Origin of the sequence: Paenibacillus chartarius (assembly GCF_042432825.1) — a bacterium.
In the GTDB taxonomy this organism is placed as follows: domain Bacteria; phylum Bacillota; class Bacilli; order Paenibacillales; family NBRC-103111; genus Gordoniibacillus; species Gordoniibacillus chartarius.
In genome coordinates, this window is the sequence record NZ_JBHLWN010000025.1 from 97,443 (window position 1) to 110,671 (window position 13,229).

14 protein-coding genes are annotated in these 13,229 nt (G+C 54.3%); 11 read left to right on the forward strand and 3 right to left on the reverse strand.

Annotation, left to right across the window (positions count from 1 at the left end; genetic code table 11):
• Window positions 1–2 precede the first annotated feature (2 nt).
• Window positions 3–1,370 (forward strand): tRNA (N(6)-L-threonylcarbamoyladenosine(37)-C(2))-methylthiotransferase MtaB, encoded by a 1,368-nt coding sequence (gene mtaB, locus ACFFK0_RS06220; protein WP_377469117.1) that lies wholly within the window; start codon window positions 3–5, stop codon window positions 1,368–1,370.
• A 123-nt stretch (window positions 1,371–1,493) separates the two neighbouring features.
• Window positions 1,494–2,174 carry a deoxyribose-phosphate aldolase gene (gene deoC, locus ACFFK0_RS06225; RefSeq protein ID WP_377469118.1) on the forward strand — a complete coding sequence of 227 codons (681 nt, stop codon included), beginning with the start codon at window positions 1,494–1,496 and terminating at the stop codon, window positions 2,172–2,174.
• Here the strand turns inward: deoC and ACFFK0_RS06230 are convergent.
• The gene (locus ACFFK0_RS06230; protein ID WP_377469120.1) at window positions 2,140–3,105 is read right to left on the reverse strand and encodes a Na/Pi cotransporter family protein; all 966 of its coding nucleotides are present in this window, start codon (window positions 3,103–3,105) and stop codon (window positions 2,140–2,142) included. The two genes, deoC and ACFFK0_RS06230, sit on opposite strands and share 35 nt — an antisense overlap.
• Before the next feature lie 124 nt (window positions 3,106–3,229).
• Here ACFFK0_RS06230 and ACFFK0_RS06235 point away from each other — a divergent pair, with 124 nt between their 5' ends.
• The 6 genes from ACFFK0_RS06235 (at window position 3,230) to ACFFK0_RS06260 (ending at window position 9,050) form a co-directional block, all read left to right on the forward strand.
• Window positions 3,230–4,612 carry a class I SAM-dependent rRNA methyltransferase gene (locus ACFFK0_RS06235; protein ID WP_377469168.1) on the forward strand — a complete coding sequence of 461 codons (1,383 nt, stop codon included), beginning with the start codon at window positions 3,230–3,232 and terminating at the stop codon, window positions 4,610–4,612.
• Window positions 4,613–4,722: 110 nt separating this feature from the next.
• The gene (locus ACFFK0_RS06240) at window positions 4,723–5,454 is read left to right on the forward strand and encodes a hypothetical protein (RefSeq protein ID WP_377469121.1); all 732 of its coding nucleotides are present in this window, start codon (window positions 4,723–4,725) and stop codon (window positions 5,452–5,454) included.
• Between the two features lie 301 nt (window positions 5,455–5,755).
• Window positions 5,756–6,424, forward strand: a complete 669-nt coding sequence (locus ACFFK0_RS06245; protein ID WP_377469122.1) for a Crp/Fnr family transcriptional regulator — start codon at window positions 5,756–5,758, stop codon at window positions 6,422–6,424.
• A 174-nt stretch (window positions 6,425–6,598) separates the two neighbouring features.
• Window positions 6,599–7,795, forward strand: a complete 1,197-nt coding sequence (locus ACFFK0_RS06250) for a MerR family transcriptional regulator (RefSeq protein ID WP_377469123.1) — start codon at window positions 6,599–6,601, stop codon at window positions 7,793–7,795.
• Window positions 7,792–8,766, forward strand: coding sequence for a GDP-mannose pyrophosphatase NudK (gene nudK, locus ACFFK0_RS06255; protein WP_377469124.1), 975 nt, complete (start codon window positions 7,792–7,794; stop codon window positions 8,764–8,766). Before ACFFK0_RS06250 ends, nudK begins: the two co-directional genes overlap by 4 nt.
• A 125-nt stretch (window positions 8,767–8,891) precedes the next feature.
• Window positions 8,892–9,050 carry a hypothetical protein gene (locus ACFFK0_RS06260; protein ID WP_377469126.1) on the forward strand — a complete coding sequence of 53 codons (159 nt, stop codon included), beginning with the start codon at window positions 8,892–8,894 and terminating at the stop codon, window positions 9,048–9,050.
• Between the two features lie 116 nt (window positions 9,051–9,166).
• Here the strand turns inward: ACFFK0_RS06260 and ACFFK0_RS06265 are convergent, their stop codons facing one another.
• Together ACFFK0_RS06265 and ACFFK0_RS06270 are read right to left on the reverse strand one after the other, a co-directional pair.
• The gene (locus tag ACFFK0_RS06265; RefSeq protein WP_377469127.1) at window positions 9,167–9,553 is read right to left on the reverse strand and encodes a dihydrofolate reductase family protein; all 387 of its coding nucleotides are present in this window, start codon (window positions 9,551–9,553) and stop codon (window positions 9,167–9,169) included.
• Complete coding sequence (locus tag ACFFK0_RS06270) at window positions 9,550–10,137, reverse strand: TetR/AcrR family transcriptional regulator (protein WP_377469129.1); 588 nt, start codon at window positions 10,135–10,137, stop codon at window positions 9,550–9,552. Before ACFFK0_RS06270 ends, ACFFK0_RS06265 begins: the two co-directional genes overlap by 4 nt.
• Before the next feature lie 184 nt (window positions 10,138–10,321).
• On the opposite strand from ACFFK0_RS06270, the gene ACFFK0_RS06275 reads away from it, so the two are divergent.
• From ACFFK0_RS06275 to ACFFK0_RS06285, 3 genes are all read left to right on the forward strand, one after another.
• Window positions 10,322–11,179 (forward strand): SDR family oxidoreductase, encoded by an 858-nt coding sequence (locus ACFFK0_RS06275; RefSeq protein ID WP_377469131.1) that lies wholly within the window; start codon window positions 10,322–10,324, stop codon window positions 11,177–11,179.
• Between the two features lie 209 nt (window positions 11,180–11,388).
• A complete protein-coding gene (locus ACFFK0_RS06280) occupies window positions 11,389–11,925 on the forward strand; it encodes a sigma-70 family RNA polymerase sigma factor (RefSeq protein WP_377469132.1) in 537 nt (178 codons plus the stop codon).
• Window positions 11,901–13,184, forward strand: a complete 1,284-nt coding sequence (locus ACFFK0_RS06285; RefSeq protein WP_377469133.1) for a DUF4179 domain-containing protein — start codon at window positions 11,901–11,903, stop codon at window positions 13,182–13,184. Before ACFFK0_RS06280 ends, ACFFK0_RS06285 begins: the two co-directional genes overlap by 25 nt.
• Window positions 13,185–13,229: the final 45 nt, after the last annotated feature.

A 13,229-nucleotide genomic window follows, 5' to 3' on the forward strand; every position in this document is an offset into this window, starting at 1 on the left:
AGATGGCAACAGTTGCATTTCATACGCTAGGCTGTAAAGTGAATTTCTACGACACGGAAGCCATTTGGCAAAAGTTCAAGGCTGCCGGCTACGAGCAGGTGGACTTCGAGCAGACGGCGGACGTGTACGTGATCAATACATGTACGGTAACGAATACGGGTGACAAGAAGAGCCGCCAGATGATCCGCCGCGCGGTGCGCCGCAATCCGGATGCGATCGTCGCGGTGACGGGCTGCTATGCCCAGACGTCCCCTGCGGAAATCCTGGCGATTCCGGGCGTTGATCTCGTTATCGGGACGCAGGATCGCGAAAATATTATCCCGCTGGTGAAGCGGTTCGAAGCGGAACGCCAGCCGATCAACGCAGTACGCAACATTATGAAGACACGGCAGTTCGAGGAGCTGGATGTACCGGATTTTGCCCATCAGACGCGGGCGTTCTTGAAAATTCAGGAGGGCTGCAACAATTTCTGCACCTTCTGCATTATCCCTTGGTCGCGCGGCCTGATGCGCAGCCGGGAGCCGGAAAGCGTGCTGAAGCAGGCGCGGCTGCTCGTCGATGCGGGCTATCAGGAAATCGTTCTGACGGGCATTCATACCGGCGGCTATGGCGAGGATCTTGAAGATTATTCGCTTGCCAAGCTGCTGCGAGATCTCGATCAGGTCGAAGGGCTGAAGCGGATCCGTATTTCTTCTATTGAAGCGAGCCAAATTACCGAGGAAGTGCTGGATGTACTGAACACCTCGGACAAAATGTGCCGCCACCTGCATATTCCGCTGCAAGCGGGCTCCGATGAGGTGCTGCGCCGCATGCGCCGCAAGTACACAACCGCAGAATTCGCCGAGAAGCTGCGCCGCATCCGCGAAGCGATGCCGGGCGTAGCGATTACGACCGACCTGATCGTCGGCTTCCCGGGTGAAACCGAGGAGCTGTTCCGCGAAGGCTATCAGTTTATTGAAGCGATGAATTTTGCCGAGATGCACGTGTTCCCGTACTCAAAGCGTACCGGTACGCCGGCGGCGCGGATGGACGACCAGATCGACGAGGAAGTGAAAAACGTTCGCGTCCACGAGCTGATCGATATGTCCGAGCGCAATCAGCTGGCTTACGCTCAGCAATTTGTCGGGCAAGTTGTGGAAGTCATTCCGGAGCGTGACCAGAAGGGGGCCCTGGAGGCCGGCATGCTGATGGGGTATTCGGACAATTATTTGCAAATCGTATTTGAAGGCGGCGAAGAGCTGATCGGCAAAATGTGCCGTGTCGAGCTGACGGAAGCGGGCGTTAACGAAAATCGCGGCCGGCTTGTCAACGTTGAGGAGAAGGCTCCTGCAGTTCCTTCAGCTGCACCGGCAGCGGCAGCTAACTGGTAATTTAAGTATGGTATAATGGATTTTATCCCGGCGTTCTGCTTGTACAGGCGAGAGCCGCCGGGTAAAATCCTTTGTTTGTTTGCAGGAAGATTAACCCCAACTACATAGGAGAAGGTGATACCGATGACAGTTGATCCGAAAACGTTAGCGGCTTACATCGACCATACGCTGCTGAAGCCGGATGCACGCCGGGAAGCGATTGAGAAGCTTTGCTTTGAAGCAAGAAAATACGGATTTTACAGTGTTTGCGTGAACGGCCAGTGGGTGTCGCTTTGCAAGGAGCTGCTCGACGGCACTCCGGTTAAGGTTGCCGCCGTAGTCGGCTTTCCGCTCGGGGCCGGAAAAAGCGAGGTGAAGGCGTTCGAGGCGGCGGAAGCCGTTGAGGATGGAGCGAGTGAAATCGATATGGTGCTGCCGATCGGCTCCCTGCTCGATGGGGATTACGACGCGGTTCGCAATGATATCGCGCATGTCGTTGAAGCGGTAAGCGGCTCGGCGATCGTTAAGGTCATCATGGAAACCGGGTTCTTGTCGGACGAGCAAATTGTAGCGGCGTGCAAGCTGTCGGAGGAAGCCGGCGCTCACTTCGTAAAGACGTCGACAGGCTTCGGACCGGGCGGCGCAACCGTGGAGCATATTCGTCTGATGCGGGCTTCCGTCTCCCCGTCAATCGGCGTGAAGGCGTCCGGCGGCGTGCGCGACGCGCAGGCGGCGCAGGCGATGATCGAAGCGGGGGCAACACGGCTAGGCACCTCGTCCGGGGTTGCCATCATAAACGGAATTCAAGGTTCTTCCACTTATTAAGATAGCAGAGCGGCAGTGCAAGCACGGAGCAGACGATATTGAACAGCGTTTGAGCGCGGGCGATTTGGGCGGCTTCGCCGGCGGTCATCCACGCGGTGATATGGAACAGCAGCCCGATTAGAGGGAAGAAGAGGAGCGTACCGCCGACATTCAGCAGGATGTGCGACCACGCCACGTACCGGCCTGCTTTCGTACCACCGACAGCCGCGATCAGCGCGGTAACGCAGGTGCCGATGTTGGCGCCCAGGACGATGGCGATGCCCAATTCGACGGACACCGCTTGAATGGAAGCGAGCGACATCGTAAGCGCAATCGTTGCCGCACTGGAGTGGACGAGCGCAGTGACGCAGGCGCCGGCAACGACGCCCCAGAGAAGCGACTGCTGCGCCGCGGCGACGAACCAAGCGAATAAGCCGCGCTCGCGAAGCGGGGCTCCGATGGTTTGCATGATCTCGACACCGAGCAGGACGAGCGCGAAGCCGCATAAGGCAAGCGAAGCCCAGCGTACGTTCAGGAGCCAGGCTCGTTTGGCTGCGGCGCTATTGGACGGCAGCCAGGAGGCGAGCCATACTGCGCTGGAAACGAGAAGGATCGGCAGCCCCATGCCTTCGAGGCCCAGCCCGATCAGTTCCGTAGACAGGCAGGTGCCGATGTTCGTGCCGAGGATGACCCCCAGTGTAGAGGCAAAGCTGAGCACGCCAGCATTCACGAGGCCGATCGAAATGACGGTCACGGCGGTCGAGCTTTGCAGCACGGCGGTCAGCGCCGTTCCGGCCAGCAAGCCGCGGATCGGCGTACGGGTGAACATTTGCAGGATGTTGTGCAAATACGGGCCGGCCCACTGCTGAAGGGCGCTCTCCATCAGCTTCATCCCGAAAAGAAATATACATAAGCCTGCACAAACAGGAAGAATAATAGAAGTTATTATCATGCTGCGGGCTCCTTCTTGGCTGAACTGGGAAATGCGGGGCTTGTCCGTCAAAGCGGCGGGCAAGCCTCGTTCCAATGTATGCGAAGATCGGCTTGGGCATGTCAAATGGAAGGAAGACCGGAACATGGCAGCTGTTATACTGACTCGCAGCCGCAAGAAGCGGCTGGAAGCCGGACATCCCTGGGTGTTCGGAACGGAAATTGAAACGGTGGAGGGCGAGCCGCAGCCGGGTGCCGTCGTCGGCGTGTACGACCATGCGAGACGTTTCGTCGCTTCAGGCTATTACAATGCGGCATCGCAAATCCGCGTTCGCGTCGTTGATTATAAGCCGGTCGGGGAGCTGGATACCGCGTGGTTCCGCGAGCGCTTCGAGCGCTGCCGCGCGCACCGAGACCGCTTCGTGCCGGGTGCCGACGCTTGCCGGCTCGTCTACGGCGAAGCGGACCTGCTTCCGGGACTCATCGTCGACCGGTTCGGGGACGTGCTGGTCGTTCAAATTTTGACGCTCGGTATGGATGTTCGGCGAGAATCCATCGTGACGGCACTGGTCGATGTTTTCGGGCCGAGCGGCATATTCGAGCGCAGCGACGTCCACGTGCGCGAGCTGGAAGGACTGGAGCAGAGAACGGGCGTGCTGTACGGCGATTGTCCGCGGCATGTGCGGATTACGGAGAACGATATTCAGCTTGAAGTCGACATCGTTGAAGGACAGAAGACCGGCTATTTCTTTGATCAGCGCGAGAACCGGGCAGCGCTCAAGCCGCTCATGACCGGTTGGGGCCGCCGCAGCGGTATCGAGCTGCGCACGATAGCCGATGCGGACGGCGTGGAGCGTACCGTTCCGGTCAACGCTTCGGGCAAAGAGGTCACATTCCCGTATTGGGACGGAGCGACGGTGCTCGAATGCTTCTCCCATACCGGCTCGTTTACGCTGCACGCCTGCAAGTATGGGGCAAAGAAGGTGACGTGCCTGGATATTTCCGAGCATGCGATCGACAGCGCCCGGCGCAATGTGGAGCTGAACGGCTTCGGCGACCGCGTCGAGTTCGTCGTCGCCGATGCGTTCGACTATTTGCGGAAGCAGGTGCAAGGGCTCGACGAGAGGCGCAAGCGGAGTCAAGCGGGAAGCGCCGGTGCAGGCGGCAAAATCGATACGTCCAAGCCGCTCGCCAGCGAAGGGCGTACATGGGACGTCGTCATTCTCGACCCGCCGGCATTCGCGAAAAACCGGCAGGCGGTCGAAGGGGCGTGCCGCGGGTACAAGGACATCAACCTGCATGGCATGAAGCTGGTCAACGAGGGCGGATATCTCGTGACGGCGAGCTGCTCGTACCATGTACGTCCGGATTTGTTTCTGGAGACGATCCATGCGGCGGCGAACGATGCGGGCAAAATTCTTCGGCTCGTCGACTTCCGCGGCGCCGGGAAAGATCATCCGCAGCTGCTTGGGGTCGACGAGGGCAACTACTTGAAGTTCGCGGTTTTCGAGGTCAGAAGCAGACGGTAGATGTTCGGCGTAAGCATCCGCAAAGGCATAGGCATATCGGCATAAAACCGCTCCCCGAGGCTCAAGCTAAGTTTGTCATCAGCGACAAGACGAGCCTCGGGAGGAAGCAAATGATGAAGAAAGGCTTTGCAGCATTAACCGGAGCACTGCTGGTATCGGCCGCTTTCGCATTGCCCGCCTATGCAGATACACCGTATGACAGCGGTACGACCGGCACGACCCAAGGCGTGAGCAGCGGCATGCCAAGCGGCTTCGGCTCGACGGATGTGCGGGCGAACGGATCGAGCTCGGGTGTCGGCGTGAAGGACAATGCGGCCGCTGGCAGAACGGGGAGCGGGACGGCAGGATCGCTCAGCTCGGGTGCCGGAGCAGCCGGCGGGACGGCAGGAACGTCCTATACGGGAGGCAGTTCGACAAGCGGGATGAATGTATCGTCCAATACCGGAGGCGGAGCGACGAGCGGGACGACCGGCACGCGTAATGCCGTCACATCCGACACTTCGGGCACGACCAATCGTGCGCCGGGCACATCAGGCGTTTACGGCAAGACGCCGAGCGGCATGCCGGGCTCCGATATCGGATCGGACCCGACGGACGCAGCCGGCTCGACCACGCCGGGGATCGGGGCGACGGGGACAGGCTCCAACACCGACGGTACGCGGGGCCAACTGAATCCCGGTTCGTCGTTCACGGGCACGTCCGTCAGCGGAACGGACAATTCGAATGCGGTGCGCGTCTCCTCGCTTAGCCATCCGGAGCGTTCGTGGAGCTGGCTTGGCTTCGTCGGGCTGCTTGGGCTGATCGGTTTTGCCGGGCGCAGGGAAATCGTGCGGGAAGATTAGCCGGATGGAGCGGCGTCAAGCGCGATCATCTTACTACCGATGAAAACCATCGGTAAGCTGCTCGATCATGCCGCCGTCCAGGGAGTTAACGATGTAAAATATCGTTAACTGGCAGTAGTCAACGAGGGTCCGCCGCCTTTACCGGGGCGCTATAATGCCGAACAACAATCTCGTCTCTTTGGAGGCGGGATTTTTTATTTCCTAGTAAAATGGTAAAGTGGAAAAAAGTTTGATTAACCGGCTGCAAATGTCGATTGGCCTGAGCGCGCCAATTCTCCAGCCTGTTCAAAGGAGCGTCACTATGAGTCCTGCAGACATCAACCGGGTTATCCGTTTATTTCCTTTCCTTTCATCGCTCGCTCCATCGGATTGGCGGGAAGCTTCTTTACAGCGTGTACATCCCGGCGAGAAAACAAAAACAAGAGGAGATGAGCTGAACCACGCCATCCTCGTTGTCGCCGGATCCGTTCGCGTGTTTCGGATCAGCGAAGCAACAGGCAGGGAAATTACGCTGTATCGCGTTCGGAGCGGAGAGGTTTGCATTTTGATGATGGCAAGTATTTTGGGACAGACGGTTTACGGAGCCTCAGCCGAGGTCGAAACGGAGTGCGAGCTGCTCATCGTGCCGAGAGATACGTTCGAGAATTGGGCCCATCGGCATGAACATATTTCGCGTTATTTATTCAGCCAGGTCACCCGCAGAATGGCGCAGATGTCACAGTTGATCGATCAGGTGACCTTCATGCCGATCGGATACCGGTTGGCCGAGTTTCTTCTCCTCAAAGGTGAAGCTGACGGATCGCTTGCAATGACGCATGACCGGCTCGCCGTCGAACTCGGAACGTCCCGCGAGGTCGTCAGCCGCGGCTTGAAGGAGATGGAACGCGCCGGACTGCTCAAGCTGGGCCGCGGGAAAATCGAGCACATTGATCTCGGCGCATTGGACCGGATCCGGAGAGGGTATCAATGAAAAATGTCGGAGGAGCGGACAGGGTCGCTCGGTCGTTATACAGGCATGATTCGGGAAGCCATCCTTTGCATCGAGGGTGGTTTTTCTTATTGCTTTGACTATCCGGCATGAAAAATAATGCTTGCGGGTGACGTTACGTAACCCGATATAATCAAGCAAGAGAGGAGGGACGCTGTGAAAGGACTGGAAGGGTATGTCACGACAGGACAAATTGCCAAGCGGACGGGAATAACGGTTCGTACGCTGCGGTATTACGATCAAATCGGGCTGCTGACGCCCGCCAAATACGATCCGGCTTACGGAAGGCTGTACAGCAACGACGATTTGATTCGCCTGCAGCATATTCAGACGTTGAAATATATCGGGCTTAGCCTACAGGAAATTCAATCGGTCGTGGAGGATGAGCGGCAGCCCGGGCAAAGCTTCCGCAGCTCGCTCATGGCGCAGCGGGACGCGATTCGCCACAAAATCGCCAAGCTCGAAAACGTGCATACGGCGATTCACCGGACGATCGACAGTATCGATGCCGGTCAGCAGCACGCCGATTGGACGGTGCTGGCGGATTTGATTCAAGCCGTACATGAGGAGCAGAGCTGGCTTGAACAATACCAGACGGCAGCCCGCCTTCGTACGAGAATCGATCTGTACGACCGTTTCAGCGTCAATCCGATCGGCTGGCACCGCTGGGTGTTCGACCATCTCCTAAGCCTTCCCGGCAGTGCGGTGCTGGAATTGGGCGGCGGGGATGGAGCGCTCTGGACTCGTAATCTGGAGCGGGTTCCTGCCGATTGGAAGGTTAGCTTCACCGATTTGTCGAGGGGGATGGTGGCGGAGGCGCGCAGCCGGATCGGTCACGACCGCCGGTTTACGTTCTTGACCGCCGATGCCCAGGACATCCCGTTTCACGACGCAGCCTTCGATATCGTGATCGCTAACAACGTACTGTATCACGTGCGGAACATTCCGGGAGCATTAGCCGAAATTCGTCGGGTACTCAAGCCGGGAGGCACGTTTTGCACGTCGACGATGAGCATGCGGCATTTGAGAGAGGTAGAGCTTATCGCGGCTGGATTCGATCCCGCGGTGCAGGTGTTGGATCGGGTCATCGAACGCTTTCATCTGGATCATGCTCCGGACCAACTGGCGCCCTATTTCCGGCAGGCGGAGGTTCATCGGTATGACGACGAACTGCAGGTGACCGAGGCGCAGCCGCTCATCGACTACATCCTGTCGACCCCGATGAATGCCCGGGAGCTGCTCAGCGGGGAAAGGCTAACGGATTTTACGCGATACATCAAGGCCCGATTGCAGCAAGAAGGTAAGCTGATCATTACGAAAGATAACGGAATCGTTATGGGGAGGAACCTATGAACAAAGTGCGGAGCCGGCATCAGCCGACTATCAACATTGTGGAAGAGAAGCTGCTGTCCGATAATTGGTATATCCTGAAAAAAATCACGTTCGAATACATAGGCAGGAATGGAGAAGCGCAAATCCAGTCCCGTGAGGTGTACGACCGCGGCAACGGGGCTGCGATACTGCTCTACAACCGGCAAAAGCAAACGGTGGTGCTGACACGGCAATTCCGGATTCCTACTTACAAGAACGGCAACGACACCGGCATGCTGATCGAAGTGTGCGCGGGGCTGCTGGACCGGGACGATCCGGATACTTGTATCATGCGGGAAGCCGAGGAGGAGACAGGCTACCGGCTGCGCGAGCTGGCCAAGATGGGCGAAGCTTATATGTCGCCGGGCTCGGTGACGGAAGTCGTCCATTTGTACACAGCGGAATATGATGAGGGCATGCTGGTTGGCACAGGTGGAGGTCTTGAAGAGGAGAACGAGAACATTGAAGTGCTTGAGCTTCCTTTCGTCGAGGCACTGGACATGGTACGAACCGGGGAAATCCGTGACGGCAAAACGATCATGCTGCTCCAGTACGCGCAAATTCACGGGCTGCTCGTCGATCATGCGAAGCCGATGCATATTCTCGTTGCCGGACCGTACCGGTCGGGGACCGGGGATGACCCGGAATTCATTGAGCACAATGTTCGGTTCATGAACGAAATCGCGCTTCAAGTGTATCAGACGGGGCATATGCCGGTGCTCGGAGAATGGTACGCGCTTCCGCTGATCGCAACAGCCGGCTCGCGCGAAATCGGCGATGACGTGTTCAACGCCATATTCCATCCGTCTTCGATCAGGCTGCTGGATTATTGCAATGCGGTGCTGCGGGTCGGCGGCCCGTCGCAAGGAGCGGACGAGATGGTGAGGATCGCCGCTGCGAAAGGGAAACGCATTTATCATAAGCTGGAGGAGCTGCCGAAGGTGAAGCTGTAGCAGAGGGTGCAGAGGGGTCAGCCGCTTCCTGCGTGATCGGCGGTTTATAGCAACTTTCTCGCTCTTGAAGACGTAGATAGTTATTATCGTCCGAAGTGGAGGGATGAAAGGTGGCATTCTCATTCATGACCGGCGTAGTCCAGTTGCTCTCTCTTCTTATGTTTTTCCTGACAGTGTATGCACTCATCAGCGTAATCAACTATGTGAACTGGAAGAAGCGGCATGACATTCAAATGGAAAAGAAACTCGACAGCCTGTTGGAACATCTTGACAAAAGGCAGTGACGGCAAGTTTTGTGGGCCATTCGCAGTGGATGGCTCTTTTTCCATATAGCGATTAATTTATTTTTTCCTTTCGTAATGAAGCAGGACGTTTCCGGAGTCGAACGACTGGGTCCCCTTCAGTCTTTCATTTGCCGGACAACCTCTATTGGATGATCGCGATTGATCTCGGTGTTATCCCAACTCGATTCTTGGATAGTTCGAGAGAAAACAACCTTGGTCATTTGCGTCAGTTCCTCGGCAGTCTCTTTCAAATGCGGTTGTGCATGGGGATCCTTGAGAGCCGGAACCCGGAAGCGTTCAAACAATCGGTAAGTGGTGCCCCTTAACAAGACCGTTTCCATTTTACCGCCTATTTCGTGTGCCGCGGCATCTACCTTCGGATCATGGATAAACCAACCCGTCCCCAAACTCGCAGCATCTGATCCGGCGAAATAACCATCAATGGATAACCGGTTAACATTTTTACCTTTCTCATATCCCGACATCCCTTCTATAGTCGTCATGCTTGCTCCCAAATAGCGCCCAAATTAACGAGTACAACCTCGATAACGTCTTCTACCATCGATTCCAAGGAGCGGGCTTGAGCGTCTCTGCTCCACTGTAGGGCTGTCCCGAATACGCCCCAACTGGCGACAAGAGCCGTGGTTTCCAGCTTTTCTTGCGGGATGCTCTGATTGGCTGCCAATTTCGACCATTGAAGCAGGAGCCGATACACTTCCTTTTGCATGGCCTTTTCAAGCATCGGCTCAAACTGTTTGTCTCCCGGCGTGATGTACTGTCGAAACCGCAAAAGAAATTGAAAGATGGTTTGAACAAGGACTCTCAGATTGTCCTGACTGAATACGGAATCATCCGGCAGCCTTTTGTTGATAATGATGTGAAACTTCTCCGTCATCCAGTACTCGAGAAAAGCAAATTTATCTTGAAAATGGGCATAGAAGGTTGCGCGGTTGACGGCCGCTCGAGTCGCGATGTCGTGCACGGAAATGGAATATATGTTTCTCTTTTCATCGAGCAGATCATTAAAGGTTTGTATTAACAACTGACGGGTTCTTTTCACACGGGGGTCGTTGGGATTTACCGGCATGCTTAACCACGCTTTCTACGGATCTTAAAACAGACAGATCGGCGATTGTGTTGGGAACACAACGAAAACGGCTTATTGCTGATTGTTCGCAAGGCGCTAACCTTTTATCTTTGTCTTATGCACTATATGGTTGCACAAAACCGTATCGTAAGCAAATTCTTTAGTGTAGAGAGGATGAAACGGCATGATCATCGTTACGGGAGCAAGCGGAAAATTAGGCAGGGGCGTGGTCGAGCAGTTGCTTAAGCGTCACCCGGCCGAGCAGATTGGTGTCAGTGTCCGGGACGTGAATAAGGTACAGGATTTACAGGATCGTGGAGTCCGTGTTCGTCATGGCGATTTCGATGATGCGGACAGCTTGCTATATGCTTTTGAAGGCGCATCGAAGGTTCTCCTGGTTTCCTCTGGCACTTTGGGAGAAGCGGGGATTCGTCAGCATCAAACCGCGATTTGCGCCGCAAAGAAGGCAGGCGCCGGCAGGGTGCTGTACACGAGTCACATGGGCGCTTCCCCGACGTCGCCCTTTCCGCCTATGCCCCACCATGCTGCGACAGAAGCGCTGCTTCAAGAATCGGGCATGCTCTATACAGCTCTTCGCAATGGTTTTTACGCCTCCTCATTGATTGGATTAATCGGCGAAGCAATCAAGACGGGAGAATTGATCGTTCCCGAGGACGGTCCGGTTGCGTGGACGACGCACACGGACTTGGCTCAAGCCACGGCGGTCATTCTAACCGAACGGAGTTGGGACGGCCTGAGCCCGAATCTGACAGCCTCTGAAGCGATTGATATGGGGGGAGTTGCGGCGATGGTATCGGATATAGCCGAGCGGCCTATCCGCCGAAAAGTCGTATCGGACGAAACGTACCGGGAGTATCTGCTTGCTCATGGTTTTCCCGAAGCGCGCCTTGAGATCATCTTGGGTTTATTTCGGGCCAGCCGCAATGGGGACTTCGCGCAAACGAGCACCGCTTTAGCTGACCTGATCGGTCGGCCTCCGATGAAGGTCAGGGATTTTTTGAAAGAGTCTATATCTCTATAAATGGCATTCGAGAGCTGAGAAAGCTAATTTGTACCGTATGTGACACAATGGTAGGGGGACTTTTGCTTGCAGTAAGCAGAAGTCCCCCTCTGCCATATGGGCGGTAAGCGGACAGTTCATCGTAAGCATAACAATTTCCTGGAAAAATGAAACCTCACACTACTATTGTGCATCTAACATGTGTCTGAAAGGAAGGGGGGAGAGATGTTATGGATATGGAAAAGGAAGTGAAGAAGGCTCAACGAGGCAATCTTCAATCCTTTGAGAATCTCATTCATATGAATAAAGCGGTCATGTATAAGGTGGCAAAAACGATACTTACCAGTGATGCAGATTGTGCGGACGCAATTCAAGAAGCAATCTTAAAAAGTTTTGAAAAAATCAAGACCTTGAAACAGCCTGCCTATTTCAAAACTTGGCTTCTCCGAATCGTGATCAATGAATGCCATCAAATTCATCGACAAAGCAAGAAGATCATTGAGTTTAATGAGCTGACGACACCTTCTTCCCTTGAGACCGGATTCGATCAGGTTGAACTGGAGCAGCTGCTAGACACACTTCCGGAGGAAGATAGCCACTTGCTCAAGCTTTACCATATCGAAGACATCTCGATCAAAGATATATCCGAAATTTTCCAAAAGCCCGAAAACACCATAAAAACTTGGTTGAGGCGTGCACGTGAAAATGCTCGATTGATGTGGGAAGAACAGGGGGGATATCAATGGAAAAATGGGAGCAGGGGATAACAGATCGAGTGAATTTACCTATACCCAAAACCGTCGATGAACGCATCCATTTAACACTCAAACAAATAAAAAGAAATGACAACAAACGATTAAAGCTTCGATATGGCATAGCAGCGGCAGCAGCAGCCATCGCTTTCATGTTTGGCATGTCTTCGCTATCTCCGGCTTTTGCTCAGGTTATGAGGTCGCTTCCGGTTGTCGGGTCTATTTTCGAATTGGTTGGCAATATTGGGGTTAAAAAAGGAAGTCAATTACAGTTGGCCACAAAATTGGGTCAGCAAGTGGTGATCGGAGATCATGTGGTCACGTTTACTGAAAGTCTATTTGACGGCTCCAATATTAACCTTGGCGTGATTTCACAATCCAATGTCGACGATTCCCCGTTCTTTCTAAATGACGTAATATTTACAGTCAACGGGAAGGATTTATCCGGCTACTCTCAGGGGGCCAGCGGAAAAAAGCTGGAAAAAGGGACATATGCAGAAACCTATAGCATTCATGTAGATGACGAACTGCCGGACACCTTTGCTCTTGGCATCAAATCTCGCGACGAAACCAAAACATTTGTGGAGATCCCTGTTGTGCGTAAAGGTAAAAATCAATCCTTTCCTATCGGTCAAACAAGGACGTGGCAACGGATTGAAATGAACTATCAAGAGCTTGCTTTATTCCCTACAACTACGAAAATAACGGTCCAAATGCCAAACCGCGAGGATATCAGAAGCTTGAAGTACCATGTCTATGATGAACAGGGCCGTGTTCTGCAGCCTATAAGCGGACATGGTAGAGGGTCTTCAGACGGCAGCCAAGTTTTTACCTATTACTTTGAGCCTTTCGATACAATCCCGGAGCAGGTAACGATCAAACCTTATTTGAGCGCAATGAATTCCGATACGAAAGTTGACGGTGAATGGAAGGGAAAGCCGATCACCCTTTCGCAAGGGGAAGTCGGATCCGTCACCGTTGTAGATGAGAAAGTGGAAAATAACAAATTAACGCTTATCTACGAAGTTGCAGGAGATCGCCTTTTCGAACAGGTTTACCATATTTGGCTTGAAGATCGGACGGGGAAAATTTTCTACAAGGACGATACACCGGTTCGAATCCAAGGCAGCAGCAATAGGTATCAAGCAACGTTTTCCAATATTAGCAATACCGATTCCATCTATATTTGTGCTGCTACGTTTAATAAACCTTACTATCTTGATGATCTCGCAGTCACCGTAAATGTGAAACAGCCAGCCGCTGTCGATAACTGAGTAACCTTTTGTACTACGGATGGCACTTGGTAGGTAGGACGCAGA

Bases quoted from the DNA above. Each gene is read 5' to 3' on its own strand.
- mtaB (WP_377469117.1), top strand. From the start codon at position 3: ATGGCAACAGTTGCATTTCATACGCTAGGCTGTAAAGTGAATTTCTAC.
- deoC (WP_377469118.1), top strand. From the start codon at position 1,494: ATGACAGTTGATCCGAAAACGTTAGCGGCTTACATCGACCATACGCTG.
- ACFFK0_RS06230 (WP_377469120.1), bottom strand. From the start codon at position 3,105: ATGATAATAACTTCTATTATTCTTCCTGTTTGTGCAGGCTTATGTATA.
- ACFFK0_RS06235 (WP_377469168.1), top strand. From the start codon at position 3,230: ATGGCAGCTGTTATACTGACTCGCAGCCGCAAGAAGCGGCTGGAAGCC.
- ACFFK0_RS06240 (WP_377469121.1), top strand. From the start codon at position 4,723: ATGATGAAGAAAGGCTTTGCAGCATTAACCGGAGCACTGCTGGTATCG.
- ACFFK0_RS06245 (WP_377469122.1), top strand. From the start codon at position 5,756: ATGAGTCCTGCAGACATCAACCGGGTTATCCGTTTATTTCCTTTCCTT.
- nudK (WP_377469124.1), top strand. From the start codon at position 7,792: ATGAACAAAGTGCGGAGCCGGCATCAGCCGACTATCAACATTGTGGAA.
- ACFFK0_RS06260 (WP_377469126.1), top strand. From the start codon at position 8,892: ATGACCGGCGTAGTCCAGTTGCTCTCTCTTCTTATGTTTTTCCTGACA.
- ACFFK0_RS06265 (WP_377469127.1), bottom strand. From the start codon at position 9,553: ATGACGACTATAGAAGGGATGTCGGGATATGAGAAAGGTAAAAATGTT.
- ACFFK0_RS06270 (WP_377469129.1), bottom strand. From the start codon at position 10,137: ATGCCGGTAAATCCCAACGACCCCCGTGTGAAAAGAACCCGTCAGTTG.
- ACFFK0_RS06275 (WP_377469131.1), top strand. From the start codon at position 10,322: ATGATCATCGTTACGGGAGCAAGCGGAAAATTAGGCAGGGGCGTGGTC.
- ACFFK0_RS06280 (WP_377469132.1), top strand. From the start codon at position 11,389: ATGGATATGGAAAAGGAAGTGAAGAAGGCTCAACGAGGCAATCTTCAA.
- ACFFK0_RS06285 (WP_377469133.1), top strand. From the start codon at position 11,901: ATGGAAAAATGGGAGCAGGGGATAACAGATCGAGTGAATTTACCTATA.